Origin of the sequence: Paraburkholderia sp. EG286A (assembly GCF_040965375.1) — a bacterium.
In the GTDB taxonomy this organism is placed as follows: domain Bacteria; phylum Pseudomonadota; class Gammaproteobacteria; order Burkholderiales; family Burkholderiaceae; genus Paraburkholderia.
In genome coordinates this window covers 33940-60071 of the sequence record NZ_JBFRCB010000013.1, presented here as the reverse complement: position 1 = coordinate 60071, position 26132 = coordinate 33940, and the positions used below count along the sequence as shown (strand labels likewise).

At 64.3% G+C, this 26132-nt stretch carries 28 protein-coding genes and 1 tRNA gene; 20 read left to right on the top strand and 9 right to left on the bottom strand.

What is annotated here, in order from left to right:
* The first annotated feature begins 2 nt into the window (after positions 1-2).
* From hisI to tatC, 7 genes are all read left to right on the top strand, one after another.
* The gene (gene hisI / locus AB4Y35_RS38510) at positions 3-440 is read left to right on the top strand and encodes a phosphoribosyl-AMP cyclohydrolase (protein WP_368691460.1); all 438 of its coding nucleotides are present in this window, start codon (positions 3-5) and stop codon (positions 438-440) included.
* A complete protein-coding gene (locus tag AB4Y35_RS38505) occupies positions 437-805 on the top strand; it encodes a phosphoribosyl-ATP diphosphatase (RefSeq protein WP_110388464.1) in 369 nt (122 codons plus the stop codon). Before hisI ends, AB4Y35_RS38505 begins: the two co-directional genes overlap by 4 nt.
* Before the next feature lie 42 nt (positions 806-847).
* On the top strand, positions 848-1240 hold the full coding sequence (locus AB4Y35_RS38500) for a membrane protein (protein WP_028206579.1): 393 nt from the start codon (positions 848-850) through the stop codon (positions 1238-1240).
* 41 nt (positions 1241-1281) lie between these two features.
* The gene (locus tag AB4Y35_RS38495) at positions 1282-1650 is read left to right on the top strand and encodes a histidine triad nucleotide-binding protein (RefSeq protein ID WP_368691461.1); all 369 of its coding nucleotides are present in this window, start codon (positions 1282-1284) and stop codon (positions 1648-1650) included.
* A gap of 160 nt (positions 1651-1810) precedes the next feature.
* A complete protein-coding gene (gene tatA, locus AB4Y35_RS38490) occupies positions 1811-2053 on the top strand; it encodes a Sec-independent protein translocase subunit TatA (RefSeq protein WP_342924276.1) in 243 nt (80 codons plus the stop codon).
* A gap of 97 nt (positions 2054-2150) precedes the next feature.
* A complete protein-coding gene (gene tatB / locus AB4Y35_RS38485; protein WP_368691462.1) occupies positions 2151-2708 on the top strand; it encodes a Sec-independent protein translocase protein TatB in 558 nt (185 codons plus the stop codon).
* A gap of 45 nt (positions 2709-2753) precedes the next feature.
* Positions 2754-3536, top strand: a complete 783-nt coding sequence (gene tatC, locus AB4Y35_RS38480; RefSeq protein WP_110388460.1) for a twin-arginine translocase subunit TatC — start codon at positions 2754-2756, stop codon at positions 3534-3536.
* Positions 3537-3669: 133 nt separating this feature from the next.
* Here the strand turns inward: tatC and AB4Y35_RS38475 are convergent, their stop codons facing one another.
* Positions 3670-4884, bottom strand: coding sequence for a Do family serine endopeptidase (locus tag AB4Y35_RS38475; RefSeq protein WP_110856890.1), 1215 nt, complete (start codon positions 4882-4884; stop codon positions 3670-3672).
* 19 nt (positions 4885-4903) lie between these two features.
* Between AB4Y35_RS38475 and AB4Y35_RS38470 the strand changes: the two genes are divergently transcribed.
* The 7 genes from AB4Y35_RS38470 (at position 4904) to AB4Y35_RS38440 (ending at position 10121) form a co-directional block, all read left to right on the top strand.
* Positions 4904-5650, top strand: coding sequence for a Nif3-like dinuclear metal center hexameric protein (locus AB4Y35_RS38470; protein WP_368691465.1), 747 nt, complete (start codon positions 4904-4906; stop codon positions 5648-5650).
* Between the two features lie 237 nt (positions 5651-5887).
* A complete protein-coding gene (petA, locus tag AB4Y35_RS38465) occupies positions 5888-6508 on the top strand; it encodes a ubiquinol-cytochrome c reductase iron-sulfur subunit (protein WP_133186206.1) in 621 nt (206 codons plus the stop codon).
* Entirely contained in the window at positions 6508-7896 is a 1389-nt protein-coding gene (locus AB4Y35_RS38460; protein ID WP_368708551.1) for a cytochrome bc complex cytochrome b subunit, read from the top strand. The genes petA and AB4Y35_RS38460 overlap by 1 nt, the downstream gene beginning before the upstream one ends.
* Positions 7897-7914: 18 nt before the next feature.
* Positions 7915-8715, top strand: coding sequence for a cytochrome c1 (locus tag AB4Y35_RS38455; RefSeq protein WP_368708550.1), 801 nt, complete (start codon positions 7915-7917; stop codon positions 8713-8715).
* Positions 8716-8829: 114 nt separating this feature from the next.
* Positions 8830-9441 carry a glutathione S-transferase N-terminal domain-containing protein gene (locus AB4Y35_RS38450; protein ID WP_027797364.1) on the top strand — a complete coding sequence of 204 codons (612 nt, stop codon included), beginning with the start codon at positions 8830-8832 and terminating at the stop codon, positions 9439-9441.
* A 79-nt stretch (positions 9442-9520) separates the two neighbouring features.
* Positions 9521-10027, top strand: coding sequence for a ClpXP protease specificity-enhancing factor (locus AB4Y35_RS38445; RefSeq protein ID WP_321927846.1), 507 nt, complete (start codon positions 9521-9523; stop codon positions 10025-10027).
* Positions 10028-10045: 18 nt separating this feature from the next.
* Positions 10046-10121 (top strand) — tRNA-Thr (locus tag AB4Y35_RS38440).
* Between the two features lie 85 nt (positions 10122-10206).
* Here AB4Y35_RS38440 and AB4Y35_RS38435 read toward each other — a convergent pair.
* Complete coding sequence (locus AB4Y35_RS38435; protein ID WP_368708549.1) at positions 10207-11157, bottom strand: cation diffusion facilitator family transporter; 951 nt, start codon at positions 11155-11157, stop codon at positions 10207-10209.
* A 74-nt stretch (positions 11158-11231) separates the two neighbouring features.
* A complete protein-coding gene (locus AB4Y35_RS38430; RefSeq protein ID WP_368708548.1) occupies positions 11232-14012 on the bottom strand; it encodes an N-6 DNA methylase in 2781 nt (926 codons plus the stop codon).
* A 244-nt stretch (positions 14013-14256) separates the two neighbouring features.
* Between AB4Y35_RS38430 and AB4Y35_RS38425 the strand changes: the two genes are divergently transcribed.
* Positions 14257-15405, top strand: a complete 1149-nt coding sequence (locus AB4Y35_RS38425) for a methyltransferase (protein ID WP_368708547.1) — start codon at positions 14257-14259, stop codon at positions 15403-15405.
* Between the two features lie 126 nt (positions 15406-15531).
* On the opposite strand, the gene AB4Y35_RS38420 is transcribed toward AB4Y35_RS38425, so the two are convergent.
* Positions 15532-15852: a hypothetical protein gene (locus AB4Y35_RS38420; protein ID WP_028206633.1), complete on the bottom strand. Its 321-nt coding sequence runs from the start codon at positions 15850-15852 to the stop codon at positions 15532-15534.
* Between the two features lie 373 nt (positions 15853-16225).
* Between AB4Y35_RS38420 and AB4Y35_RS38415 the strand changes: the two genes are divergently transcribed.
* Complete coding sequence (locus AB4Y35_RS38415) at positions 16226-17089, top strand: SAM-dependent methyltransferase (RefSeq protein ID WP_368708546.1); 864 nt, start codon at positions 16226-16228, stop codon at positions 17087-17089.
* Positions 17090-17108: 19 nt separating this feature from the next.
* Here AB4Y35_RS38415 and AB4Y35_RS38410 read toward each other — a convergent pair whose 3' ends face one another.
* Together AB4Y35_RS38410 and AB4Y35_RS38405 are read right to left on the bottom strand one after the other, a co-directional pair.
* Positions 17109-17678 (bottom strand): DUF1415 domain-containing protein, encoded by a 570-nt coding sequence (locus tag AB4Y35_RS38410; RefSeq protein WP_368708545.1) that lies wholly within the window; start codon positions 17676-17678, stop codon positions 17109-17111.
* Positions 17679-17697: 19 nt separating this feature from the next.
* Complete coding sequence (locus tag AB4Y35_RS38405; protein ID WP_368691476.1) at positions 17698-18339, bottom strand: TetR/AcrR family transcriptional regulator; 642 nt, start codon at positions 18337-18339, stop codon at positions 17698-17700.
* 174 nt (positions 18340-18513) lie between these two features.
* Here AB4Y35_RS38405 and AB4Y35_RS38400 point away from each other — a divergent pair, with 174 nt between their 5' ends.
* The 3 genes from AB4Y35_RS38400 to AB4Y35_RS38390 all read left to right on the top strand — a co-directional run bounded on the left by AB4Y35_RS38400 (position 18514) and on the right by AB4Y35_RS38390 (position 22007).
* Positions 18514-19797, top strand: coding sequence for an MFS transporter (locus AB4Y35_RS38400; RefSeq protein ID WP_368708544.1), 1284 nt, complete (start codon positions 18514-18516; stop codon positions 19795-19797).
* A 157-nt stretch (positions 19798-19954) separates the two neighbouring features.
* Positions 19955-20557, top strand: coding sequence for a nitroreductase family protein (locus AB4Y35_RS38395; RefSeq protein WP_368708543.1), 603 nt, complete (start codon positions 19955-19957; stop codon positions 20555-20557).
* Positions 20558-20747: 190 nt separating this feature from the next.
* On the top strand, positions 20748-22007 hold the full coding sequence (locus tag AB4Y35_RS38390; RefSeq protein ID WP_368708542.1) for an Hsp70 family protein: 1260 nt from the start codon (positions 20748-20750) through the stop codon (positions 22005-22007).
* A gap of 158 nt (positions 22008-22165) precedes the next feature.
* Here AB4Y35_RS38390 and AB4Y35_RS38385 read toward each other — a convergent pair whose 3' ends face one another.
* Positions 22166-22369 carry a cold-shock protein gene (locus tag AB4Y35_RS38385; protein WP_027797379.1) on the bottom strand — a complete coding sequence of 68 codons (204 nt, stop codon included), beginning with the start codon at positions 22367-22369 and terminating at the stop codon, positions 22166-22168.
* A gap of 421 nt (positions 22370-22790) precedes the next feature.
* Between AB4Y35_RS38385 and AB4Y35_RS38380 the strand changes: the two genes are divergently transcribed.
* On the top strand, positions 22791-24386 hold the full coding sequence (locus AB4Y35_RS38380) for an APC family permease (protein ID WP_368691480.1): 1596 nt from the start codon (positions 22791-22793) through the stop codon (positions 24384-24386).
* Positions 24387-24507: 121 nt separating this feature from the next.
* Here the strand turns inward: AB4Y35_RS38380 and AB4Y35_RS38375 are convergent, their stop codons facing one another.
* Together AB4Y35_RS38375 and AB4Y35_RS38370 are read right to left on the bottom strand one after the other, a co-directional pair.
* The gene (locus AB4Y35_RS38375; protein WP_368708541.1) at positions 24508-25302 is read right to left on the bottom strand and encodes a class III extradiol ring-cleavage dioxygenase; all 795 of its coding nucleotides are present in this window, start codon (positions 25300-25302) and stop codon (positions 24508-24510) included.
* Between the two features lie 150 nt (positions 25303-25452).
* Positions 25453-26076: a UbiX family flavin prenyltransferase gene (locus AB4Y35_RS38370; RefSeq protein ID WP_342925179.1), complete on the bottom strand. Its 624-nt coding sequence runs from the start codon at positions 26074-26076 to the stop codon at positions 25453-25455.
* Positions 26077-26132 lie beyond the last annotated feature (56 nt).

Here is a 26132-nt window from a genome sequence, read left to right as displayed (position 1 = left end):
CGATGAGCAATACTCAAACCGGCAAAGCCGACAACGACCTCGCCAACGCCAACTGGCTCGACAAGGTCAACTGGGACGCCAACGGCCTCGTGCCTGTGATCGCGCAGGAAGCCACCACCGGCGACGTGCTGATGTTCGCGTGGATGAACCGCGAAGCGCTCGCGAAGACGGTCGAGCTGCGCCGCGCCGTGTACTTCTCGCGCTCGCGCCAGCGCCTGTGGTTCAAGGGCGAGGAGTCGGGCCACGTGCAGCACGTGAGCGACATCCGCCTCGACTGCGACGAAGACGTCGTGCTGCTCAAGATCGAGCAGGTCTCGGGCATCGCGTGCCACACGGGCCGCCACTCGTGCTTTTTCCAGCAATTCGAAGGCACCGTCGACGAAGGCCGCTGGGTCGCAGTCGACCCGGTGCTGAAAGACCCCGAACACATCTACAAATGACGCAACTGAACACCAACGACACCTTGCTGCGCCTCGCGGCGGTGATCGACAGCCGCAAGGGCGGCGACCCGGACGCCTCCTACGTCGCGCGCCTGTTTCACAAGGGCGACGACGCGGTGCTCAAGAAGGTCGGCGAAGAGGCGACCGAAGTCGTGCTGGCCGCGAAGGACGTGCGCCAGGGCGGCGCGCCGAAGGCGCTGGTCGGCGAGATGGCCGACCTGTGGTTCCATTGCCTCGTGACGCTCTCGCACTTCGATCTGAGTCCCGCCGACGTGCTAGCGGAACTCGAACGCCGCGAAGGCCTTTCGGGTCTCGAGGAAAAGGCGCTGCGCAAGAGCCGCGAGCGCGAAGAGAACGGCGACTGAGGCTCTACGCTGCACAGCGCTCCACAGAGGGAGATGAACGACATGTCCACGTCCGGCGACTACCCGCCCCCTTCGTACCGCAACGGCGTCGACGCGGACCGTTTGCGCAGCCTGCGGACGTTCACGCACGTGCTGTACGCGCTCTATGCGGTCTATTGGCTGACCGGCGGCATTTCGGTGCTGGTGGCCATCATCCTGAATTACCTCAAACGCGACGAAGCGCTCGGCACGCCATATGAGCAGCACTTCACGTGGCAAATCCGCACGTTCTGGCTCGGGCTGGCCGGCCATCTGATCGGCGGCGTGCTCATCTTCGTGCTGGTCGGCATTCCAATATTGTGGGCTGTCGCAATCTGGACGTTGTACCGTATCATCAAAGGCTGGCTGTACTTGTACGACAACAAGCCGCTGCACAACCCGCGCGCCTGGTTCTGAGGGCTCCCGGAGGGCGCGCGGCTTTGCTCACCAGGAGCACCATGAGTCACGATCGCAGCACCTGTCTCTTCTGCAAGATCGCCGATGGCCATATTCCCAGCACGCGGGTGTACGAGGACGACGAGTTCGTCGCCTTCCGCGACATCCGGCCTGCAGCCGAAACCCACGTCCTCGTGATTCCGCGCCAGCATATTCCCACCCTTGCCGATTGCAGTGAAAACGACGCACTGCTGCTTGGTAGAATGTTTGTATTGGTCGCACGACTCGCCAAAGAGCTGGGCGTCTCGTACACGGGCGGCGAAACCGGGTTTCGCACGGTGGTGAATACGGGGCCGGGCGGCGGGCAGGAGGTCTACCATCTGCACGCGCATTTGCTGGCCGGGCCGCGTCCGTGGCACCGCATGGGCTGAGTGCCGGCGGCGGTGAAAGTCGGTATAAATGACGCATGGCGTGGGTCACACTAAAGCGTCGCGCTAAAGGGTCGCACGCCACGACCATGCAACATCGAACAGGCACAATTTATCGCGTCGCGCACCTCGCGCGGCGGCGGGGTTAAGGAGAGAGTCAATCATGGGTTCGTTGAGCATCTGGCACTGGCTGATCGTCTTGTTGATCGTTGCGCTCGTCTTCGGCACCAAGAAGCTGCGCAATATCGGTAGCGATCTGGGCGGTGCGGTGAAGGGTTTCAAGGAAGGCATGCGCGAGAACGAAGGCGCCGGCGCCGACACGCAAAAGCGCGAACTCCCGGCCGACGGCGGTGCAGTCGACGTCGAAGCCAAGGACAAGACGCAGCGCTCGAACGACTACCGCTAAAACGCGTGGCGGCCTTTTTTTCCGCCGCCACAGGTTTTTCCGCATGTTTCCCGTTCGTTTCCACTAAGGCAGCCAAGGCTGACGGAAAACTCCATTCATGCTCGATCTCGGTTTAACCAAGATGGCGCTGATCGGCGTCGTCGCGCTGGTCGTTCTCGGGCCGGAGCGGCTGCCGCGGGTCGCTCGCACGGCCGGCGCGCTGTTCGGTCGCGCGCAGCGCTATATCAACGACGTCAAGGCGGAAGTCACGCGCGAGATCGAACTCGACGAGTTGCGCCGCATGAAGACCGAGTTCGAAGCGGCGGCGCAGAACGTCGAGAAGAACGTTCAGGACAATCTGCGCAAGCATGAAACCGAGTTGAACGACGCGTGGAACGCGGGCACCTCGGTGTCGCCGAGCATCGCAGGCGGCGCGGATCCTGCCAGCCTGGAAGGCGCCGCCGCCAATGCGGACGGCGTCGCCACGCAATCGGGATGGCGCTCCGGCAACGCGGGCGCAAGCGGCGCGAAGCGCAAGAACTGGCGCGTGAAGCAGGGCGCCGCGCCGGTCTGGTACAAACGCGCCACGCTGCGCCGCACGCGGGTGCAATCGGGCGCTGCGCGCGTGGCGCAGCACACGCCGGCGAGCCTGCGCCGGCCCACGCGGTTCTTCTGAGGCGGATCCGCCTTTGCGCACGACCATTTCCAATAGAGGGCCGGTGTGAGCGACCCCCAGCAAAAACTGGAAGAAGGCTCCGAAGAGACCTTCATTTCCCATCTCGTCGAACTGCGCGACCGCATCATTCGCGCAGGCATCGCTGTGATCGTCGTGTTCGTCGGGCTCGTCTACTGGGCGCCCGACATATTCCGGCTGCTCGCGCGTCCGCTCATGCAGAACCTGCCGCGCGACGGCAAGATGATCGTCACCGACGTGACCGGCTCGTTCTTCGTGCCCATGAAGGTCACGATGCTCGTGGCCTTCGTGATCGCGCTGCCGGTCGTGCTCTACCAGATCTGGGCGTTCGTGGCCCCTGGCCTCTACCAGCACGAAAAGAAGCTCGTCGCGCCGCTCGTGGCGAGCAGCTACACGCTCTTCCTGTGCGGCATGGCGTTCGCGTATTTCGTGGTGTTCCCGACCATCTTCCGCGTGATGGCGCACTACAACGCGCCGCTCGGCGCGGAGATGACGACTGACATCGACAATTACCTGAGCTTCGTGCTCACCATGTTCATCGCGTTCGGCGTGACCTTCGAGGTGCCGATCATCGTCGTGCTGCTCGTGCGCATGGGCGTGGTCACCGTGAAGAAGCTCAAGCAGATCCGCCCCTACGTGATCGTCGGCGCGTTCATCGTCGCGGCCGTGGTGACGCCGCCGGACGTGTTCTCGCAACTCATTCTCGCGCTGCCGCTCATCCTCCTCTACGAGGCGGGCATCATTGCGGCGCGTATCTTCATCGGCACGGGCGAGAAGAAGCCCGCGGACGAGAGCCAGGCGGCGAGCTAGTCGCTAGCCCCGCTGGCTTGGCGGAGAACAGCCGCAGGAAAGCAAAAGGCCGCGAACCAGGGTTCGCGGCCTTTTGCTTTTCCGGTTGTGAGTGCGGACGCGGGCAGGGCGCGATGCCCCGCCTGCGGTGACATCAACCGCCGTCGTCGCCTTCGCCGTCTTCCTGAGCCGGCTGCTTCGGCGGCGGCGGGCGCTTGCCGATCAGCACGTCGAGATCCATGTCCTTGTTCTTGCGCACGAGGTGGATCTTCGCGTCGGTGCCCGGCTTGATCTGCGCGATGACGTTCAAAAGACGCGTGGTGTCGGTGATGGCCTCACCATTCACCGAGGTCAGGACGTCGCCCGGCTTGATGCCGGCCTTGTCGGCGGGGCCGCCCTGCAGCACGCCCGCGACGATCGCACCCGACTTCTCCTTCAGCCCGAACGAGTCGGCGATCTCCGGCGTCACGTCCTGTGGCTCCACGCCGATCCAGCCGCGCGTGACCGAGCCCGAGGTGATGATGCTCTCCAGCACGCTGCGCGCCGTGGAGACGGGAATCGCGAAGCCGATGCCGAGCGAGCCGCCCGAGCGCGAGTAGATGGCCGTGTTGATGCCGAGCAGGTTGCCGTTCACGTCGACGAGCGCGCCGCCGGAGTTGCCCGGATTGATCGGCGCATCGGTCTGGATGAAATTCTCGAACGTGTTGATGCCGAGGTGATTGCGGCCCAGCGCGCTGATGATGCCCATCGTGACCGTCTGGCCCACGCCGAACGGGTTGCCGATGGCGAGCACGACGTCGCCCACGCGCGTCTGGTCCATGCGGCCGAGCGTGATGGTGGGCAGGTTCGGCAGATTGATCTTGAGCACCGCGAGATCGGTTTCCGGGTCGATGCCGATCACCTTGGCGTTGGTGGTGCGGCCGTCGGAAAGCGCGATTTCGATCTGGTCCGCGCCGTCGATTACGTGCTGGTTCGTTAGAATGTAACCGTCCGGACTGACAATGACGCCCGAACCGAGGTTGGCGGCAGGCTGCTCCTGCTGCTTCTGGTTTTTGTTGCGATCGCCGAAGAAGTAGCGAAATAGCGGATCGTTCTGGCGAGGATCGGGCGGCAGCGACCCATCCTTGCTCGAGAACACGTTGACGACCGCGGGCATGGCCTTCTGGGCGGCGTCCGCATAGGAGCCCTGGGCGGCGCCTCCACCGATGCCTGGCGCCACTTCCCGCAGTGCGACGATCGGTTCGGCAAGCTGCTTGCCGAACTGCCCCTGGTGCTGCAGCCACTGCGGTTTGAGCGTGGCGATGATGAACATCAACGCCAGCAGGACCGTCACCGCCTGGGCGAAGAACAGCCAAAAGCGTCTAAGCATCTGAAGATTAGAGGATTATATGGATCGGATCGAACTGGAATTGTATCTGAACAATCTTCTGGAATCCGCGCGGTTCAAGGACTACTGCCCCAATGGCCTGCAGGTCGAAGGGCGGCGGCGCGTGGAGAAGATTGCCACGGGCGTGACGGCCTCGCTCGCCTTCCTCGAAGCCGCGCTCGAATGGGGCGCCGACGCGGTGCTCGTGCATCACGGTTACTTCTGGAAGAACGAAGCACCGCAAATTACGGGCCGCAAGTACCGGCGCCTGAAGACGCTGCTCGCGAACGATATCAACCTGTTCGCCTACCATCTGCCGCTCGACTGCCATCCCGAACTGGGCAATAACGCGCAGTTGGGCGCCAGGTTCGGCTGGATCGGCGAACAGCGCTTCGGCGACCAGGATCTTGGCTGGATGGCGACGCTGCCCATGCCGATCACGCTCGCGCACTTTACGGCCGAGGTCGAACAGACGCTCGGCCGCACGCCGCTCGTGCTCGGCGACCCCGACTGGCAGTTGCGCCGCGTGGCCTGGTGCACGGGCGCGGCGCAAAGTCTCTTCGACGCCGCGATCGAAGCCGGCGCCGACGTCTTCCTCACCGGCGAGATCTCCGAGCCGATCACGCACACGTCCGCGGAAAGCGGCGTGGCGTTCCTCGCCGCGGGCCACCACGCGACCGAGCGCTTCGGTGTGCAGGCGGTGGGCGCGCACCTCTCGGAAGCCTTCAATATCGAGCATCTTTTCATCGATATCGACAATCCCGTCTGATTGCGTATTCGGCGCAAATTGTCGTGGCGCAGCATCGTTTTATTCATGAGGCATTTACAAACTGAAAAGAAAGTGGCCCTCTTTTCTGCGGGAAAACCCCGAGATATCAAGGACTTCCGAGGCTTTTTCGAGAACGCCCCTTGTAAATGCCAACTCCATTCGAGCAAACTAGCGTTCGGCAGCACCGCGGGTAAGCTGGCGTGACGGAAAAATCCAACTCAGAAGTGGGGCGATGTGATGCGAGACAACGAGAATGACCGCGTCGATGGCAGCCGCCGAACCTGGCTGATTGCGACGTCCGTAGCAGGTGGCATTGGAGGCGTGGCCACTGTCGTACCTTTCGTAGGGTCCTTTGCACCATCCGAAAAAGCCCGCGCCGCTGGCGCGCCCGTCGAAGCCGATATCACGAATCTGCAGCCCGGCTCGATGATGACCGTGGCCTGGCGCGGCAAGCCCGTGTGGATCCTGAACCGCACGGATCGCATGATGGCCGACGTGAAGAAGGCCGATCCCGATCTGGCCGACCCGAACTCCGAGCACCCGTTCTCGATGCCGATGCCGGAGTACTGCATGAACGAATTCCGTTCGCGCGCCGAGCATCAGAACATTCTCGTGGCGGTTGCCGTTTGCACCCATCTGGGCTGCACGCCGACGCCGCGCTTCCAGGAAGGGCCGCAGCCGAACCTGCCCGACAGCTGGCCGGGCGGCTTCCTGTGCCCGTGCCACGGCTCCACCTACGATCTCTCCGGCCGCGTGTTCAAGAACAAGCCGGCGCCGCAAAACCTCGACATTCCCCGCTACATGTTCGCGTCCCCGACGCAGATCGTGATCGGCAAGGACGAAAAAGGAGAAGCGTGATGGCGACGGGAACCGAAAAGGACGTGGTGGAAACGAGCGGGCTGCAAGGCTGGATCGACAAGCGCTTCCCGATGACCGCGAGCTGGCGCGCGCACGCTTCCGAGTACTACGCGCCGAAGAACTTCAACTTCTGGTACTTCTTCGGCTCGCTCGCGCTGCTCGTGCTGGTGAACCAGATCGTCACCGGCATTTTCCTCACCATGAACTACAAGCCCGATGCGACGCTCGCGTTCGCATCGGTCGAGTACATCATGCGCGAGGTGCCGTGGGGCTGGCTCATCCGCTACATGCACTCCACGGGCGCTTCGATGTTCTTCGTGGTCGTGTATCTGCACATGTTCCGCGGGCTGCTGTACGGTTCGTACCGCAAGCCGCGTGAGCTCGTGTGGATCTTCGGCTGCGCGATCTTCCTGTGCCTGATGGCGGAGGCGTTCTTCGGCTACCTGCTGCCCTGGGGCCAGATGTCGTTCTGGGGCGCCCAGGTGATCGTGAACCTGTTCTCGGCGATTCCCTTCATCGGCCCGGACCTCTCGCTGTGGATTCGCGGCGACTACGTGGTGTCGGACGTCACGCTGAACCGCTTCTTCGCGTTCCACGTGATCGCCATTCCGCTGGTGCTGGTCGGGCTCGTGATCTGTCACATCATCGCGCTGCACGAAGTGGGCTCGAACAATCCGGACGGCATCGAGATCAAGGCGAAGAAGGACGCGAACGGCGTGCCGCTCGACGGCATCCCGTTCCATCCGTACTACTCGGTGCACGACTTCATGGGCGTGTGCATCTTCCTGATGATCTTCGCGGCGATCGTGTTCTTCGCGCCGGAGATGGGCGGCTACTTCCTCGAGGCGAACAACTTCGTGCCGGCCAACCCGCTGCAGACGCCGCCCGAGATCGCGCCGGTCTGGTACTTCACGGCGTTCTACGCGATGCTGCGCGCCACCACCGACCCGTTCAAGATCGTGCTGATGATCGTGATCGCGCTGCTCGGGCTGCTCGCGCTCGTGCGTGCCCGCGGCAAATGGCGCGCCGGGCTGCCGGTGCTGGCAGTGCTCGTGATCCTCGCGATGTACTTCACCGAGTCGAAGTTCTGGGGCGTGGTGGTGATGGGCACGGCGGTGATCTCGCTCTTCTTCCTGCCGTGGCTCGACCGCTCACCGGTGAAGTCGATCCGCTACCGGCCGTTCTTCCACAAGGTGTTTCTCGGCATCTTCGTGGTGGCGTTCCTGACACTCGCGTTCCTCGGCACGAAGCCGCCATCGCCGGCGGCCACGCTGATCGCCCAGATCTGCGCGCTCGTCTATTTCGCTTTCTTCCTCGGCATGCCGTTCTGGACGCCGCTTGGCACTTTCAAGCAGCCGCCTGAGCGCGTGCGGTTCAAGCCCCATTAATTGACGAGCGAGGAAGATATGACGAAACGTTCTCTTTTTTCGACGCTCGCGAAGGTGAGCATACGGGCTGCCGGCGTCAGGGCCGGCTTGGCTGCGCTGGCGCTTTCATGCGCTTTTGGGGTTGGATCAGCGGTGGCGCAGGAAAACATTCCGCTCGACCGCGCTCCCGATAACGGCGAAAATCTTGCTTCGCTGCAACACGGCGCCAAATTGTTTGTAAACTATTGTCTGAATTGCCATAGTGCGAACTTGATGCGCTACAGCCGGTTGCAGGTTCTCGGCATTCCGCAGAAGCAAATCGAAGATAATCTGTTGTTTACGACCGACAAGGTCGGCAACACGATGTCCATCGCGATGCGCCCGGACGACGCCAAGTCGTGGTTCGGCGTGGCGCCGCCGGACCTCTCCGTGGAAGCGCGGGCGAAAGGGCGCGACTGGCTGTACACGTACCTGCGCAGCTTCTACCGCGACGACACGCGGCCGACCGGCTGGAACAATCTGGTGTTCGAAAACGTGAGCATGCCGCACGTGCTGTGGCAGTTGCAGGGCATCCGCACGGCGAAGTTCGAGGACACGACGGACGAGGAAACCGGGGAAAAGGTCCGTCGCTTTGCGGGGTTCCAGCAGGTCACGCCCGGAACGCTCTCGCCGGTGGATTATGATGCCGACGTGGCCGACCTGGTGGCGTACCTCGGCTGGATGGCCGAACCCGAGCAGAAAACCCGCAGGCAGCTTGGTGTGTGGGTGCTCCTGTTCCTCGGCGTCTTGAGCTTTTTCGCGTGGCGATTGAACGCTGCGTACTGGAAAGATATCAAATAGGCACGTCCTGACCGACGTGGGGCCGGTGCGACGAGATGCCGTCTGACGGTTCAGGGACCGTCAGGCGGTTTTTTCGCCCGCTGGCCTTTTGGGTTTATTGAGGAAATGTAAATCATGATGGTTCTGTACTCCGGCACTACCTGCCCGTTCTCCCAGCGCTGCCGGCTGGTGTTGTTCGAAAAGGGCATGGACTTCGAAATCCGCGACGTCGACCTGTTCAACAAACCGGAAGACATCGCCGTGATGAATCCGTACGGTCAGGTGCCGATTCTGGTCGAGCGCGACCTGATTCTGTACGAGTCGAACATCATCAACGAGTACATCGACGAGCGCTTCCCGCATCCGCAGCTGATGCCGGCCGACCCGGTTCAGCGCGCCCGCGCGCGTCTGTTCCTGCTCAACTTCGAGAAGGAACTGTTCGTGCACGTGAGCACGCTCGAAAACGAGAAGGGCAAGGCCGCCGAGAAGAACCACGAGAAGGCGCGCCTCGCGATCCGCGACCGCCTCACGCAGCTCGCGCCGATCTTCCTGAAGAACAAGTACATGCTGGGCGAAGAGTTTTCGATGCTCGACGTCGCCATCGCGCCGCTGCTGTGGCGCCTCGACCACTACGGCATCGAGCTGTCGAAGAATGCCGCGCCGCTCATGAAGTACGCCGAGCGCATTTTCAGCCGTCCGGCGTACATCGAAGCGCTGACGCCGTCTGAAAAGGTCATGCGTCGTTAAGCAGTATCCTGGCGGTTGCAGGTAACAGAGGCGGCGTGCACAGCGTGGGTGTGGATGCCGCCTCGTGAAAGGATTGTTGATGCAAGAGATTTCCACCAAGCCGTATCTGCTGCGCGCGCTGTACGAGTGGTGCACCGACAACGGCTTCACGCCGCATATCGCGGTGCGGGTCGACAACCGCACGCGGGTGCCGCGCCAGTTCGTGCGTGATGGCGAGATCGTGCTGAACATCAGCTTCGAGGCGACGAGCCAGCTGCAGATGGGCAACGAGATGATCGAATTCCACGCGCGCTTCTCGGGCAAGTCGCACAAGATCGAGGTGCCGGTATCGAACGTGCTCGCGATCTACGCGCGCGAGAACGGCCAGGGCATGGCGTTCCCCGTCGAGTCTCCGCCCGGCGACGCCGACGACGTGCTGTCCTCCGAGGACCACGAAGAAGCCGAAGCGCATGAGGCGCACGCAGTGCGCGACGAGCCCGCCGAGGAACCCGCTGCGCCGCTCGCACCGGTTGCGACGCGCGCCGCCGACAAGGATGACGAAGGCGGCAACAAGGGCGGCAAGGGCCACCTCAAGATCGTTAAATGAAGTAGAATAGCGGGCTACGCCGGCTTAGCTCATCTGGTAGAGCAGTTGATTTGTAATCATCAGGTGGCGGGTTCGAGTCCTGCAGCCGGCACCATATTCGAAGCAATGCGTCAAGACAAAGGGTTACGTGAATCTCACGTAACCCTTTGTGCTTTCTGCGCCCCTTCCCCCCAGATTCCTCACTCCGCCCATTCCGGGTCGCTCGTGAACATGATCGTAAGCCAGCGGTGCGACTCGTCGCCGCCGATGGCCCGGCCGATTTCATCGCGGATCGCATCCCATTCGGCGATGCGCTTTGCCGGCATGTCGGGCGGCACGACGAAATACAGCTCGATCTCGCGGGAGCGGCCCACTTTCGCGACATAAGCGCGGTAATACTCGAAGGCGTAGCGCTCGACGAAGCGTTTCGCGACGGCATCGACATGCTGCTTGAGATCCGCGGGCGCCACGAGCAAGACGTCCAGCAACGCCTGGCGGATTTCCGCGAGCGGAATCGGAATGATCACGACGCACACCACCACGAGCGCGGCCGGGTCGACGTAGGGGGCGAAGCGCTCCCACGCCGTTCCCTGAATCGCATAGCCGACGCTGAAGGCGACGAGGAGCGCCGCGGTGATGCCCGCGGACATGATCCACGACTTGATGTCGAGGCGGAGGAAATCCGAGTGGATCCGGCGGTTCGCGCGCGATTCGAACACCGCCATCGCCACACAGGCGCTAACGGTGAGCACGGCGTAGACGAGTGCAGGACCGAAGTGCAGCTCGTGGCCGCCGGAGAGCAGGTTGGTGACGCCGTTGATCAGCGCGTAGACGGCCACGCCCACTAGCAGCGTGCTGTTGAGCCCGAGCACCATGGGTTCGAGATGCCAGAAGCCCATGGTGAAGCGCTCGCGCCATTTGCGCGGCAGGTCGACGTTGACCGCGTAGGAAGTGATCAGGCGCACGACGGCGAGCGCGAGCGCGCTCATGCTCGCGTCGACGAGCGAATAGACGCCGTCGAACACGATGGAAAACGAGCCGGAAATCAAGCCGAACAGAATGCCGATGAGGGCGATCACCAACGTCGTGGCGATCGATAGCGTCAGCACGCTGCTCTCGTCGGAAGCACTGAAGAAGCGAAGCCGTTCCATGATGTCTGCCCTGCGCGAGGATGAGCAAGACTAGCCGACTCGCCGGGACGCCGTCGCTGCGTTGCGCTGCGCGCTCAGCTTGCCTCGCGCGCCAGCGAGCCGCGGCGGCCTTCCACGAGGTCGATCTCCTGTGGCGACAGGCCAAATGCCGCGTAGAGGCGTCGATCGATCTCGCGCGCGATGTCGTCCAGTTCAGCGGCGTCGCTGCCGGACTGCCCGGCGCGCAGCAAGCGGGTCACGCAGTCGGCCACTTCGCTGCGCACCGAAGCGCCGCCCGGCACGGGCAAGGCGTCGATCATCGCTGTCGTGAACGCCACGCCGCCGTTGTAGCTCGACGCGCCGTACTTCGCGCGGATCAGGAACACCGAGAGCGGGCAATTGAGCAACGCCGCCGCGAACTTCAGCAGATTCTCGTCGTCCGCGCGCAGGATCAGCGTGGTCTTGCCGGGGATCGTGTCGCCTGCGAGATCGAGCGTCGCGTCGAGCCGTGTGAGGCCTTTCACGATCACCTTTTTCGCCCTGGCTTTCGCGCCGTAGCCGTTCGTGAACGTCGACGCGAAACGCTCGCGCTCGACCACGGGCGCCGCGTAGCGCCGTCCGAGATAGGTCATCGGTTTGCTGCCCCAGCGCGAGACATAGCGCCCGAGCGTGCCGGTGTTCACCACACGGTAGTGACGGCCCGGCTGGAAACGGCCATCGGCCGCCTCGACGAGGGGCGCGAGCCGGTAGGCGTCCGATGTCGCACAGGCGTTTTCGCAGGGCAGCAGCGAACCGAGTGTCGCGTGCGCACGGGCGAATCGCTGCACGAACGCGGCGTGCGGCGAGAGCAAGGCGTCGAGCGGCCATGGCGTCGCGAGCGTGCGCTTGTCGGTTTGCGCCAGCTCGGTGAGCGTCTCGCCGTCGATGCGCGCGGTCGCGATGGCGGGCGTGCCGGACTCGCGAAAGAGCGTGATGATCGAATCCACGCGCGCCTGCTCGAACACGTCGCGCCCGAGCCTGACGATGCGTTCGATCTTGTCCAGATGCCGTGCGCGCAACGCATTGCCGAAGGGCTTCGAGAGCCACTTGTCGGGCGTGAGATACGCCATCGCGCCGCCGGGCTTCAGGAGCGCGAGGCCCAGTTCCATGAACACGATGTAGAGATCCCAGTTGCCCCGCGCGCTCGGCCAGCGCCGCGCCAGCCGCTCGCGCAGCGCGCGCTGGCCCTGGTTGATCATGCGCTCGGAGTCGATATAGGGCGGGTTCGCGATGACGGCGTCGAAGCGCTCGAAGTCGCCTTCGTCGGTGAGGAGTTCGGCGAATTCGATGCGCCATTCGAACGCCTCGGCTTCTTCGGCCGGCGTGTCGGCCTGGTGGTTCGCGAGGGCGTCGTGCAACGTGTCGCGCAGTTGCGCGCATCGGGCGATTTCGGCGCGCCTCGCCGCGGCTGTAGCCGTCGCCCGCAGTCTAGCCGTGCTTGCGCGATAGTTCGCCACGGGCTCAGCGCAGCCGCGCAGCGGCGTATCGAAGTCGAAACGGCTGAGCGTCGCATTGCCTGCTTTGAGGTTGGTCTCGAGGTTCGGCAGCGTAGCGGTGAAATCCGCGTGTTCGAGCAGTTCGATCCACAGCCGCAGGCGCGCCATGCCGACCGAATCCGGCTTGATATCCACACCGAAAAGCGAGTGCTCGACGATCTCCCGCTTGACGCGAAAGAGCGCGGCTTCGATCTTGCGGATGGTCGTGCCATCGCGCTCGCGGGTGAGCGGTTCGCCGTTCGCATGCGTGACGCACAGCCGGTCCGCGGTGACGTCGATGCGGCAAGCGCCGAGCGCTTCGCGGTCCTGCGCGTTCAGCAAGCCGAGGCGCACTTTCAGCGCGAGCAACTCGTTGAGCGCCGAAACGAGCAGATGCCCCGAGCCCACGGCGGGATCGCAGATGCGCAGCGAGTCCAGAATCGCGCGCGCTTCGTCGCGGTTTTCGATCGAGTCGCCGAACAGTTCGGATAGCTGATCGATGTTCGTGCAGTGCCAGCCCCTGGCGCGATTCAGGCGATTGAGCGCCGCTTCGGTGATGGCGGGACGGGCGAGCTGCATCGCGACGCTGCCCGGCGTGTACCAGGCGCCGTCGCGGTAGCCGTTGAGCTTTTCGAAGACGAGCCCGAGCGAGGAGGCGTCGAGGCAAGGCCTGTTCGCCGCGCCTGGTTCTCGCGCGATTAAACCGGCGGAGAAGTCGAACGCCGCGAGAAAATCGAGCAGATACGCAAGCGTGTGCCGCTCTCCGTTCGAATCGCGGAGCACGGTCGCCGTGAAAAGCGGCAGCGTGGCGCGATCGTCGAGCGCGCTCATGCCGAGCAGGCTACGGTCCAGGTCTTGCGGCGCGAAAAGCGCACCGTCGAAGCGGGGAAGGTGAGCGAAGCGAGCCGGCGGCGTGTCGTCACCGGCGCCGAGTACGGCGTCGCACAGCGCGTCGAGATCGCTGAACGAGCGGATCTGCTGGGCGTTCAGGAACGCGTAGGCCGCATCGCCGCCATGGAGCATCAGCAGACGCGTTTCGAGCACCTTGAGAAAAACGAGGCGGCTGATCCATGCGATGCAAAGCCGAAGCGCGAGTTCGAAGTGGTCGGCCTCCGGCGCCTCGCTCTGGCGCTCTCCATCGCGGGCGGCGAGGCGCGACAGCGCGAGTTCGAGCAGCGCGCCGGGCAAACGATCGTGCGGCGCGAGTCGCGCGACGGTGCGTCTCACGCCGGAAACGCTCTCCCGCAACCCGACGATATGCAGCAGTTCGGCGTAAAAGCCTTCGTCGAGCCCACCTCCGGCACCGGCGCGGCGCGTGCGCGGTTTGCGCGCGCGGCGGGTCTGCTGGGTGGTTTGTGGCATGGTCTCGAGCGGGTGGGCGTGGCCTGGCGGGGCGCAGTCGGCGCACATTTTACTGCCGGGCGCGTGCGTTTCGTCCTACACCGTCTGGCCGAGTCGACGCGTCCGCCCGTCTGAGCGATCATCGTTGCGATGGCGAAACGGCGGAACGCGCCGCATCGCTCTGCTATATGATGGCGCCCCGCGGCGCCCACCCGCGGGCCCGGTACGAATCGACGAACTGGCCCGCCGCACCGAATATCCGACTATGACTGAACATCCCACTCTCACCTGGCCCGATACCGAAGGCCCGCGCACGGTGCGCTGGCGCTCCGAGGCTGGCGTGCCGGCGCCCAAACGCGTGGTCATCGCCGACGATCGCACGACTGCGGACGCAGCGTACCGCCTTGCCTGCGAAGGCACCGCGCTGCTGTGGCACGGCGACTATCAGAACGCGCGTCAACTGCTGCAGGCCATGGCGCGCCGTGCCGAGCGCAAACCGCGCAAGGGTGCGCCGCCCAAGGCGCCAGCCGCACCGCTCGAAGCGTTTCATCTGCATCGCCAGGCGCAGGCGCAGCGCGCCCGCACGCTTGGCATGGTGCTGATTCCACTCGAAGGCGACTACGGCATCAACCTGCGCCGCGCACCCGACGTCCGGCTCGCGTGCGAAGAGGCGTGGGGCGCGGCCGATGGCGAAGCGTCCGCGGTGTCGCTGCGTGAAATTCTCGGCCTGGTCGGCGCACACGAATGGCGCAAGAAGGGCGTCGAGATCGCGGCGCTGAACGGGGCGCGCATTCATCCGTACTACGGCGTGTTCTCGCCGGTGCGCGGCGAATACGTCGATCTCGTCGCGCGCACGCCGCTGCCGTCGCTCGAAAAGGCCTTCGACATCGGCACGGGCACGGGCGTGCTCGCCGCCGTGCTCGCCTCGCGCGGCGTGAAGCGTGTGGTCGCGACCGATCAGGACTTCCGCGCGCTGGCCTGCGCGAACGAGAACCTTGATCGCCTCGGCTACGCCGCTCAGGTCGAGGTCGTCGAGGCGGATCTGTTCCCGCCGGGGCGCGCGCCGCTCATTGTCTGCAATCCGCCGTGGGTGCCGGCGCGGCCCGCGTCGCCCATCGAGTACGCTGTGTTCGATCCCGAGAACCGCATGCTGCTCGGCTTTCTCGGCGGCCTCAAGGATCATCTCGAACCGGGCGGCGAGGGGTGGCTGATTCTGTCCGACTTCGCGGAGCATCTCGGGCTGCGCACGCGCGAATCGCTCATCGAGATGATCGTGCAGGCAGGACTCGAAGTAGTGGGTCGGGAGGACATTCGGCCGCGGCACCCGAAAGCGTCGGATCCCACCGATCCGCTCTATCGTGCGCGCGCAGCCGAACTGACGTCGCTGTGGCGCCTCAAGGTGCGCGCAGCGTGAACCGGCGGCGGGAAAAAGCGTTGGCAAAAAAGAAGAAGCCGGGCCGCTAACGGCCCGTGTGGGTGTCGAGTATCGGCGTCGGCGGCATGGCTGCCACGCCGGGTGCGCGTCAGATTTACATCGGCTTCACCCCGGATAGGCCTCGTCGACCTTCAGGCCTGCCAGCTTGAAAATCACGCGCAGCGTTTGTGGCTTGATATCGCGGCGCGACGCCAGCGCCGACATCACGAAATCGAGCACCTTCGCGTACTTCAGCAGAATCAGACAGGTCTCGAGATCCGAAGGGCCGTCGCGCATGCTTTCCGCGACCCGCAGCATCTCCACCGAGATGTCGCGCGCCATTTCCAGCTCCAGTTGCTGCTTTTCCGTCCAGTCGGGAACCGTGACGAGTTTCGTAAGCAGTTCCTGGAATTTTTGCTCTGCGTTTCCGTCAGGTATCGTATTCATTGCATGCCCCATGCAAGGCCGTACAGCGTCGAGCGCTCTTCGCGCAGCGAGGACTGCGCCAGCCTGATTCATCGCAACCGGCACTCCCGGTGCGACCTCCCAATGCGCGCCTGTCGATTCGTTGCCGGCCGGTCGCGCTGCGTTTTGGTCCTTTTTGGGCATCGGGGACGAAAATCCTCGTGTCTCTTCTATTCAACCCCTCCCTCCTGTCCGCACGTGGGTCAGCGTGCCTGGACGCTATTACGACACTGGCCGCTCTTATGGGTTCGGCAGCCTGGACTCGCTTTTTTCGTAAAATGACAGAATTACTGCAACCCGTCTGTCGCCTGTCGCACGTTTCGCGACATACCACGCCTTTCATCCGATCACGCCGATGTCCAGCAAGACTTACGAAGTCCGTCCGAACCAGTCTGTCGAACTCCTCAAGGAGCTCCACATCCTGACGCGCGACGGCAAGATGAACCAGGACAGCCGCCGCAAGCTGAAGCAGGTCTATCACCTGTTCCAGTTCATCGAGCCGCTGCTCAAGGACCTCAAGCAGGATGGCCGCGACGTGACGCTCGTCGATCACGGTGCGGGCAAGTCCTATCTGGGCTTTATTCTCTACGACCTGTTCTTCAAGGATCAGCGCGACAGGTCACACATCTATGGCATTGAGACGCGCGACGAGCTTGTGCAGCACTCGCAGGAGCTGGCCAAACGGCTGGGCTTTGGCGGGATGTCGTTCCTGAACCTGTCGGTAGCCGATTCGATCACCTCGCCGCAACTGCCGCCGACCGTCGATATGGTGACCGCGCTGCATGCCTGCGACACCGCCACCGACGACGCCCTGCGCTTCGCACTCAAGAAGCACGCGCGCTACATCGTGGTCGTGCCGTGCTGCCAGGCCGAAGTGGCGGGGGTGCTGCGTCGCAACAAGGGCAAGTCGCTCGGCCAGGCGCTCACGGAGATCTGGCGCCATCCGCTGCATACGCGCGAATTCGGCAGCCAGATCACCAACGTGCTGCGCTGCCTGCAACTCGAGGCGCACGGCTATCAGGTGAGCGTGACGGAACTGGTGGGCTGGGAGCATTCGATGAAGAACGAACTCATCATCGCCCAGTACAAGGATTTGCCGCGGCGCCGTCCGGCGGCGCGGCTCAACGAGATTCTCGAAACGTTCGGGCTGGCGGACCTGCGCGAGCGCTTCTTCGCCGACGAGGGCGAGGCGGCCTCCGACGCGGCAACCGAAAGCTGAATTTGTGGGCCGCGCGGCGTCAGTCGCGCTTGCTCATCCAGTCTTGCCAACCGTCGAAGCCGAGCTTGCGCAGCGTTTCCTGGTTGCGTTCGTAGATGTCGGCGGCGTCGGGGAATGCCTCGACTGCACGCTCGATGCTCGCTTCCCGCAGCAGATGCAGGATCGGATATGGCGCGCGGTTCGTGTAGTTCTCGATGTCGTCGGGCTCGGTGCCCTCGAACTGGAATTGCGGGTGAAAGCTCGCGACCTGAAGCGTGCCTTCCAGCCGCAGTTGCTGCACGAGGCGCTCGGCAAACCAGCTCGCGTCATTGAAATCGGCAAAGTCGGCCAGCGCGCGGGGCAGGATCAGGAGCGTCGTGTCGATATCCGCGGCATCGGCCTGAGCCAGCGTTTGCAATTCGCGTTCGAGATCGGTGAGGACACCTTCCAGATCAGTCGCCTCGCTGATCACGTAGCGAATCTGGTCCTTCACGTGCACGCTTTTCGCGAACGGGCAGAGGTTCAGGCCGATTACGGCGCGCGTGAGCCAGTGGCGGGTCGCTTCGAGAATGGCGGCGTGGTCGGGGGACAGAGCAGCGGTTTCGTTCATCGTGTCATTTTACGGGCGGCTAGCGCCCGGGGCATGCCGCCTCGATCAACAGCTTCGCCATGCGCGGCGCCGCGAGAATCGCGCCGCATCCCGGGCCGTAAGTCTGGCTTGCGGCATAGACGCCTTCGACTAGCAGCGCGAGTTCCTCGGCGAGCGCGACCGCATCGTTGGCTCCCGCTTCCTGTGCGAGCGCGGTGAGCCGCGCCATGAGGCGCGTCTTGTTGTTGTCGACGCTGCGCCGCGCGGGGTGGGTGGCGTCGGGAAATTCGGTTGCGACGTTGACGAACGGACAGCCGCGATAGTCCGGCACCGAGGCGCGGCGCGCGAGGTCCTCGAAATACTGCACCAACTGCTTTGCCGGCTCGCCCGGATGCTTCGCGAGACTTTCGTCGAAGCGCTCGAAAAAGCGCACGTCGCAGCGCTGCAGGTAGGCGACGACGAGATCGTCCTTCGACGAAAACTGCCGGTACAGGCTCATCTTGTTGACGCCGGCGCGCTCGACCACCGCCTCGATGCCGACCGCGCGCACGCCCTCGCGGTAAAACAGCTCGTCGGCGGCGCGCAGCAGGTGCTCTTGCGCGCGTGCGCCAGCCGTCTGCGCGCGGGGGCGGGGCGTGCGGGCAGCGGCGGTGGCGGTTTCGTCGTGGCCTTCGTGTTTCATGAGGGCATCTCGCGATCAGGGTGATTGCTTGACATGTTACCGAGCGGTAACTACTATCGCAACACACTTGTGACCGATCGGTAACAATCGAGCGATGGCGAATCGTCGCAGCGAGCGGTCATGCCAACGAAAACATCGGCGTGTCGAACCCGACGCGCCGTGACAGGAGCACCAATGGACTGGGCAGCGAGGCGAATAGGCGGACGTTTCCACTACGGATGGCTCGTCGTGGCGGTGGTCTTTCTGGTGCTGCTGGCGGCCGCCGGCACGCGTGCGACGCCCAGCGTGATGATGGTGCCGCTCGAGCATCAGTTCGGTTGGAGCCGGGCGACGATCTCGCTCGCCATCTCGGTGAATATCGCGCTCTACGGCCTCATGGGCCCGTTTGCGGCGGCGGCCATGCAGCGCTTCGGCGTGCGTCCCACGCTGCTCGCGGCGCTCGGCACCATGGCGGCGGGCGTGGCGCTTTCCGCGCTGATGACGCATCCGTGGCAGATGATCCTGATCTGGGGCGTGATGGTGGGCGGCGCCACCGGCGTCGCGGCGCTCTCGCTCTCGGCCACCGTTGTCACGCGCTGGTTCCACTCGCATCGCGGGCTCGCCATGGGCATCCTAACCGCGAGTTCGGCCACGGGCCAGCTCGTGTTCCTGCCGCTCCTCGCGGCGATCGTGGAGAAGCACGGCTGGCAGTCGGTGGTGCTCGTGGTTGCGGTGGCCGCCGCCGCGGTGCTGCCGCTTGTGCTGTTCCTGCTGCCCGAGCAGCCCGCGAGCGTGAATCTGCGTCCGTTCGGCGAGGACGAGAGCACCCCCGTCGCGCCGCCCGCGCCGCATCAGAATCCGCTGAAGATCGCGTTCGACGCGCTTTTCTCCGCGAGCCGCACGCGCGACTTCTGGCTGCTGTTCTTCAGCTTCTTCATTTGCGGCGCGAGCACGAACGGCTATGTGGGCACGCACCTCATCGCCATGTGCGGCGACTACGGCATGACCGAAGTACAGGGCGCCTCGCTGCTCGCGACGATGGGCATTTTCGACCTGTTCGGCACGACGCTCTCGGGCTGGCTCTCGGACCGTTTCAATAGCCGCTTGCTGCTGTTCTGGTACTACGGGCTGCGCGGACTGTCGCTGATCTATTTGCCGCACGCGTTCGGCATCGACTTCTTCGGGTTGCCGATTTTCGCGGTGTTCTACGGCCTCGACTGGATCGCGACGGTGCCGCCGACCGTGCGGCTCGCCACCGATGTCTTCGGCAAGGAGCGCGCGCCGATCGTGTTCGGCTGGGTGGTGGCGGGGCATCAGCTCGGCGCGGCATTCGCGGCGTTCGGCGCGGGCCTGCTGCGCTCGAGCCTCGGCACCTATACGGTGGCGTCGATGATCTCGGGCGGCCTGTGCCTCGTGGCGTCGTTCCTCGTGCTGCGCATCAACCGCGGGCCGCGCGCCGTGGGCGTGCAAACGGCCTGACGGGGCCACCGCGACTTCACAGCGCCGGTTCGCACTGCGGCGCACCCCGACGGGCGATGCGTCAGCGTCGCCCGTTGCGTTTGAGCGTATTTCACGCGCTGCGGTTATTCTAGTGACCCCCGGGCAAGCCGCCCGCCACCCCAAGGACACACAAGGCATGACGAAGCACAAACCCGCACCGACAGCCGTGCCCATTCACGAACTCATCGCCGGCCGCTGGAGCCCGCGCGCCTATTCGAGCGAGCCGGTGAGCCGCGAGGCGCTGCACGCGGTGATCGAGGCGGCGCGCTGGGCGCCCTCGGGCTACAACCTGCAGCCGTGGCGCTTTATCGTGTTCGACCGCAGCACCGACGAAATCGCCTTCAAGCGCGCGTTCGCGACGCTCGTGCCGTTCAACCAGCAGTGGAACGCGCCGGCATCGGTGCTGATCGCGGTGACGGCACACACGCTCAACGCCAAGGGCGAAGTGAATCGCACGGCGCAATACGATGCGGGCGCCGCGGCCATGTCGCTCGTGCTCCAGGCGCATGCGCTGGGTCTCGCGGCGCACCAGATGAGTGGCTTCGACGTGCAGGCGTTCCGCAGGGAATTCGCGCTGCCGAACGACGTCGAGCCGCTCTCGATCATCTCGATCGGCCACTATGGCGAAACCGAGAAGCTGGAGCCCGTGCTGCGCGACCGTGAAAAGGCGGAACGCACGCGCTCGGCGATGGGCGAGATCGCCTACGCGAACGCCTGGAAGCAGCCGTTCAAGGGCTGAGTCGGGAGAAACCCCGCGCTCATCAGGGGTTGCGAGCTTGAGCGAAAACGCGCGGGATGGCCCGCGCGTTTTTTCTTGCGGGGCCGCATCGTGGGCCCGCGGTTGCCCCGCGCGGCGCTTTCGTGCTACAAAGCCGATCCCCCCGACCTTTCCTCTCTTGCGCGCGCATTCGCTGCGGCGCGCTCTTGCCATGACCAGCTTCTGCGCGATTGACTTCGGAACCTCCAATTCGGCGGTGGCGCTCCCGGCAGCGGCCGACGGCGCGATGCGCCTCGCGCCGGTGGAAGGCGCACACACCACGCTGCCCACGGCGGTGTTCTTCAACGTCGACGAGCACACCCGCGAATTCGGCCGTGCGGCGCTCGCGTCCTATATCGACGGCTTCGACGGCCGGCTGATGCGCTCGATGAAGAGCATCCTCGGCTCGCCGCTCGCCGAGAGCACGACCGACCTCGGCGACGGCAGCGCGATGCCCTATACCGAGATCATCACGATCTTTCTGGAGCACCTGAAGCGCAGCGCCGAGCGTTGCTCGGGTACGCCGATCACGCGCGCGGTGCTGGGCCGTCCGGTGTTCTTCGTCGATGAAGACCCGCGCGCCGACCAGCTCGCCCAGGACCAGCTCGAAGCCGCGGCGCGCCGGGTGGGGTTTCGCGAGATCGAGTTCCAGTACGAGCCGATCGCGGCGGCGTTCGACTACGAGTCGCGCCTCGCGCAAGAGGGGCTCGTGCTCGTCGCCGACATTGGCGGCGGCACGTCGGACTTCTCGCTCGTGCGCGTGGGGCCAGATCGGATGGAGCGGCTCGAACGCAAGGACGACGTGCTCGCGCACCACGGCGTGCACGTGGCGGGCACCGACTTCGACCGCCGCGTCGAACTCGCGACCATCCTGCGCGAACTGGGCTACCAGTCGCTCGACCCCGAAGGCCGCGAGGTGCCGAACCGCATCTACTTCGATCTGGCGACGTGGCACCTCATCAACACGATCTACACGCCGAGGCGCGCGACCGAGCTGAAGCTCATGCGCCATCTGTACACCGAGACGCGCCATCACGACCGGCTGATGCGAGTGGTCGACGAGCGTCTGGGTCACGCACTCACGGCGCGCGCCGAGGAGGCGAAGATCGGCGTTTCGGCGGGTGGGGAGACCATGATCGACCTCGAAGCCGTCGAGGCGGACTTGCGTCTGGCGTTCGGCGACACGCAACTCGTCGAGGCGGGGCGCGAGGAGACGCGGCGCATCGTGCAGGCCGCGCGTGAAACCGTGCAGGCAGCGGGCGTCGCGCCGGCTCAGGTGAGCGCGCTTTACTTCACGGGCGGCTCGACCGGCCTCTTGTTCCTGACGCAGGCGCTGGCGGAGGCGTTTCCGCAGTCGCAGGCCGTGTTCGGCGACCGTCTCGCCAGCGTGGCGACGGGCCTCGGCATTCACGCGCAGCGCCTGTTCGGCTAAACGCGCGGGGCGCCTAAACCTCGCGCTAAAGCGCCAGACGAGAAAAAACCCCACCTTCCGGAAGAAGCGTGGGGTTTTTCGGTAAGCTTGCTAGTCAGGCACTACGCAGAAGCTGCGTTCAGGTCCTGTAAGCCGTAGCAGACCAATGAGCGCAGTACTTAGACCGGCTTGATGTTGGCAGCTTGCTTGCCCTTCGGGCCCGTGCGGACTTCGAATTGAACCTTTTGGTTCTCTTGCAGCGTCTTGAAGCCGTCAACCTTGATTTCCGAGAAGTGCGCGAACAGATCTTCGCCGCCGCCGTCCGGAGTGATGAAGCCAAAGCCCTTTGCGTCATTGAACCACTTGACGGTACCGGTTTCCATATTACTTTCCTAAAAATGAATGAGAGAGGTGCACGAAAATCAAGGAAGGGGTATGGGACCAGCCGGAGTACCGTTGATGGGCGAACTACGAAAGACCTATTCACACTCGCCGCTTGAAATCCTGCCCGAACTTTATACGGCTAATTGGCAGGAAGGTCAACTAGGTCTCCGGGAAAGTGCGTATTTTTTTGCGACAGGGTCGAAACGAACCCTTACAAACCTTGATAAGCAAATGACTTTTTTGTATTAGGCGGTCGTTTTTGACGCCCTTCCGTGGTGCAACCGGTTAAACTACGCGCCGCGCAGGAGTTGCGCCTACAGGCGCAATCTTTTGTGTGGAGGTACGACAACCGCAGCAAACCCGCCCGCACAACAGACGGGATAAAAGCGTTGTCGATCTGCTCTTGAAACAGGAGAAGACGTGAAAAGTTCTATTCAACGGAACATCGGCCCGTTCGCGCTGATGTTCACCGGCCTCGGGTCGATCATCGGTTCGGGCTGGCTGTTCGGCGCGTGGAAGGCGGCGAAAATTGCAGGTCCGGCGGCGGTTTGCGCCTGGATCATCGGCGCCGTGGTCATTCTGGCCATCGCGCTCACCTACGCCGAACTCGGTGCGATGTTCCCGGAGTCGGGCGGTATGGTCCGCTACGCCCGCTACTCGCATGGCGCACTGGTGGGCTTCATCAGCGCGTGGGCAAACTGGATCGCCATTGTCTCGGTGATCCCGATCGAAGCCGAAGCCTCGATCCAGTACATGAGCACCTGGCCCTATGAGTGGGCGCATGCGCTCTTCGTCGACGGGTCGCTGACGCATTCAGGGCTCGGGCTCTCCGCGATTCTCGTGATCATCTACTTCATGCTCAACTATTGGGGCGTGAAGCTGTTCGCGCGTGCCAACAGCGCGATCACGATCTTCAAGTTCATCATCCCGGGTCTGACGATCATCGGCCTGATGGCGGGTAGCTTCCACCAGGAAAACTTCGGCCAGACGACCTCGTTCGCCCCCTATGGCTGGTCGGCGGTGTTCACGGCGGTTGCCACGAGCGGCATCGTGTTCGCGTTCAACGGCTTCCAGAGCCCGATCAACCTCGCGGGTGAAGCGCGCAATCCGGCCAAGAGCGTGCCGTTCGCAGTGATCGGCTCGATCCTCTGCGCACTCGTGATCTACGTGCTGCTGCAGGTCGCCTATATCGGCGCGGTCAATCCGGCCGACGTTGCGAAGGGCTGGAACACGTTCAACTTCAAGTCGCCGTTCGCGGAACTCGCGATCGCGCTGAACCTGAACTGGCTCGCGATCCTGCTGTACGTCGACGCATTCGTGAGCCCGAGCGGCACCGGTACGACCTACATGGCGACGACCTCGCGCATGATCTACGCGATGGAGCGCAACAACACGATGCCGAAGATGTTCGGCAACGTGCACCCGTTCTACGGCGTGCCGCGCAACGCGATGTGGTTCAACCTGCTCGTCTCGTTCATCTTCATGTTCTTCTTCCGCGGCTGGAGTTCGCTCGCGGCGGTGATCTCGGTGGCGACGGTGATTTCGTACCTCACGGGTCCGATCAGCCTGATGGCGCTCAAGCGCGCTGCCACGGACATCGAGCGCCCGCTCTCCGTGCCGTTCATGAAGGTGATCGCGCCGTTCGCATTCGTCTGCGCATCGATGATCCTGTACTGGGCGAAGTGGCCGCTGACCGGCGAAATCATTCTGCTGATGGTCGTCGCGCTGCCGGTGTACTTCTACTTCCAGAGCAAGCAGGGTTTTGAAGGCTGGGGCCAGGATCTGAAGGCCGCATGGTGGCTGTGCGCGTACCTGCCGATCATGGCGCTCCTCTCGCTCGTCGGCAGCAAGCAGTTCGGCGGCGCCGGTCTGCTTCCGTACGGCTGGGACATGCTGGTCGTCGCGCTGGTCTCGCTGGTGTTCTATTACTGGGGCGTGAATTCGGGCTACCGCTCGCCGTACCTCGCGGAACGCCAGGAGCACGACGAAGTCCTCGAAGGCATCGGCGCGCACTAAGTGTCGAACCTGCGTGTCGAACCAATCGATGCGCAATACAAAAAGCCCGCCTGAAGCGATTCAGGCGGGTTTTTTTGTTTTTGGAGCGCAAGCGAAGCCGGCGTGGCGGCCCGCGGCGGCTCTATTGCACGGCGCTGCCGAACACGTAATTCGTCATCGCGAGCGCGCGCTGGTAGGTGCCTAGCGACTGCACGCCGAGCGTGTAGTCGTCGTCGGCTGCGCCGAGCGCCGCGAAGACGGGCAGCAGATGCTCGTCGGTGGGGTGCATGAGCACCGCGTGCGGGGCGCGCTGGCGGTAGTCGAGCAACGCGTCGATGTCGCGCGCGGCGAGGTGATTCTCGAACCATTGCGTGAACTCGGCCACGCGCGGATCGGCGTCTTCCGGCCGCGCCGAGAAGTCCGCCTCGCGCAGGTTATGGGTGATCTGGCCCGAACCGATCACCATCACGCCTTCATCGCGCAGCGAGCGCAGCGCACGGCCGAGTGCGAAGTGATGCGCGGCGTCGGCGCGCGGCTGGATCGAAAGCTGGGCGACGGGCACGTTCGCGTCGGGGAACATCAGCAGCATGGGCACCCACGCGCCATGGTCGAGGCCGTGCGCTTCCTCATCGACGGGAACGCCTTGCTCGCGCAGCAGCGCCGCCGCGCGCTGCGCCATCTCGGGCGCGCCCGGCGCCGGATACTGGATCTCGTAGAGCGCACGCGGAAAGCCGTAGAAGTCGTGGATCGTCTCAGGCTGTGTGGCCGTGCTGACCACGGGGCGCATCGTGCCCCAATGCGCCGAGAGCATGAGCACCGACTGCGGACGCGGCAAATGCTCCGAGAGCACGCTGAAGCCGCCGGAAGGCAGCGACGGGTCGATCGGCAGCGTCGGAGCGCCGTGCGAGAGGAAGAGGCTAGGCGTGCGGGTGGTCATGATCGTGGGCTGACCGCGCCAGGGCGGTCCGAAAGTATCGTATTGCGATCAATATAAGATCCAACCGTCGCGAATTAAACGTGGGGAAACGGATTTGATTGTGTCGCCGATATTGATAATCGGCGCTGCCTGCGAGGATGCGCCCGGCGCTTATTCGTCGGTGCCGCGCAGCCCCGGCCAGGCGGGCGAGAGCGCGGGCCCGAGCGCGAACAGGTCGAGCACGCGTGCGACCGTGTGATCGACCATCTCGTCGATCGAAGCCGGCTGGTTGTAGAAGGCCGGCAATGGCGGGAAGATCACGCCGCCCATTTCGGTCACGGCCGTCATGTTGCGCAGATGCGCGAGGTTGAACGGCGTTTCGCGCACGAGCAGCACGAGACGGCGGCGTTCCTTGAGCGTGACGTCGGCGGCGCGTGCGATCAGGTTGTCGGAGAGACCGTGGGCGACGCTCGCGAGCGTCTTCATCGAGCAGGGCGCGACGATCATGCCGTCGGTCGCGAACGAGCCCGAAGCGATGGTCGCGCCGACGTCGCGCACGGAATGCACGACATCGGCGCGCGCGTGCAGATCGTCCTTGCTGAGCTGCAGCTCGTGCTGGATGTTGAGCCAGCCGGCCGCCGAAACGAGCAGATGCGTTTCGACGCCGCCCAGACGCCGCAGCATGTCGAGCATGCGCACGCCGTAGATCGCGCCCGTGGCCCCCGTGATCGCGACGATCAGCCGGCGTTGCGGCACTTGTGCGATAGCGGACGAGGCAGGAAGGGCGGTATTCACGTCAGGCGGGAGTCGAAGCGAAGGCGAGGCGAGGTCGAGGCGAATGCGCCTCTTGA

Coding starts and splice junctions, on each gene's coding strand:
- AB4Y35_RS38385 (WP_027797379.1), bottom strand. CDS start 22,369: ATGGAAACCGGTACCGTCAAGTGGTTCAATGACGCAAAGGGCTTTGGC.
- AB4Y35_RS38505 (WP_110388464.1), top strand. CDS start 437: ATGACGCAACTGAACACCAACGACACCTTGCTGCGCCTCGCGGCGGTG.
- AB4Y35_RS38445 (WP_321927846.1), top strand. CDS start 9,521: ATGCAAGAGATTTCCACCAAGCCGTATCTGCTGCGCGCGCTGTACGAG.
- AB4Y35_RS38460 (WP_368708551.1), top strand. CDS start 6,508: ATGGCGACGGGAACCGAAAAGGACGTGGTGGAAACGAGCGGGCTGCAA.
- AB4Y35_RS38450 (WP_027797364.1), top strand. CDS start 8,830: ATGATGGTTCTGTACTCCGGCACTACCTGCCCGTTCTCCCAGCGCTGC.
- AB4Y35_RS38390 (WP_368708542.1), top strand. CDS start 20,748: ATGACCAGCTTCTGCGCGATTGACTTCGGAACCTCCAATTCGGCGGTG.
- AB4Y35_RS38430 (WP_368708548.1), bottom strand. CDS start 14,012: ATGCCACAAACCACCCAGCAGACCCGCCGCGCGCGCAAACCGCGCACG.
- AB4Y35_RS38415 (WP_368708546.1), top strand. CDS start 16,226: ATGTCCAGCAAGACTTACGAAGTCCGTCCGAACCAGTCTGTCGAACTC.
- AB4Y35_RS38435 (WP_368708549.1), bottom strand. CDS start 11,157: ATGGAACGGCTTCGCTTCTTCAGTGCTTCCGACGAGAGCAGCGTGCTG.
- AB4Y35_RS38455 (WP_368708550.1), top strand. CDS start 7,915: ATGACGAAACGTTCTCTTTTTTCGACGCTCGCGAAGGTGAGCATACGG.
- petA (WP_133186206.1), top strand. CDS start 5,888: ATGCGAGACAACGAGAATGACCGCGTCGATGGCAGCCGCCGAACCTGG.
- AB4Y35_RS38420 (WP_028206633.1), bottom strand. CDS start 15,852: ATGAATACGATACCTGACGGAAACGCAGAGCAAAAATTCCAGGAACTG.
- AB4Y35_RS38495 (WP_368691461.1), top strand. CDS start 1,282: ATGAGTCACGATCGCAGCACCTGTCTCTTCTGCAAGATCGCCGATGGC.
- AB4Y35_RS38410 (WP_368708545.1), bottom strand. CDS start 17,678: ATGAACGAAACCGCTGCTCTGTCCCCCGACCACGCCGCCATTCTCGAA.
- AB4Y35_RS38475 (WP_110856890.1), bottom strand. CDS start 4,884: ATGCTTAGACGCTTTTGGCTGTTCTTCGCCCAGGCGGTGACGGTCCTG.
- tatA (WP_342924276.1), top strand. CDS start 1,811: ATGGGTTCGTTGAGCATCTGGCACTGGCTGATCGTCTTGTTGATCGTT.
- AB4Y35_RS38500 (WP_028206579.1), top strand. CDS start 848: ATGTCCACGTCCGGCGACTACCCGCCCCCTTCGTACCGCAACGGCGTC.
- AB4Y35_RS38375 (WP_368708541.1), bottom strand. CDS start 25,302: ATGACCACCCGCACGCCTAGCCTCTTCCTCTCGCACGGCGCTCCGACG.
- AB4Y35_RS38405 (WP_368691476.1), bottom strand. CDS start 18,339: ATGAAACACGAAGGCCACGACGAAACCGCCACCGCCGCTGCCCGCACG.
- hisI (WP_368691460.1), top strand. CDS start 3: ATGAGCAATACTCAAACCGGCAAAGCCGACAACGACCTCGCCAACGCC.
- tatB (WP_368691462.1), top strand. CDS start 2,151: ATGCTCGATCTCGGTTTAACCAAGATGGCGCTGATCGGCGTCGTCGCG.
- AB4Y35_RS38425 (WP_368708547.1), top strand. CDS start 14,257: ATGACTGAACATCCCACTCTCACCTGGCCCGATACCGAAGGCCCGCGC.
- AB4Y35_RS38395 (WP_368708543.1), top strand. CDS start 19,955: ATGACGAAGCACAAACCCGCACCGACAGCCGTGCCCATTCACGAACTC.
- AB4Y35_RS38470 (WP_368691465.1), top strand. CDS start 4,904: ATGGATCGGATCGAACTGGAATTGTATCTGAACAATCTTCTGGAATCC.
- AB4Y35_RS38400 (WP_368708544.1), top strand. CDS start 18,514: ATGGACTGGGCAGCGAGGCGAATAGGCGGACGTTTCCACTACGGATGG.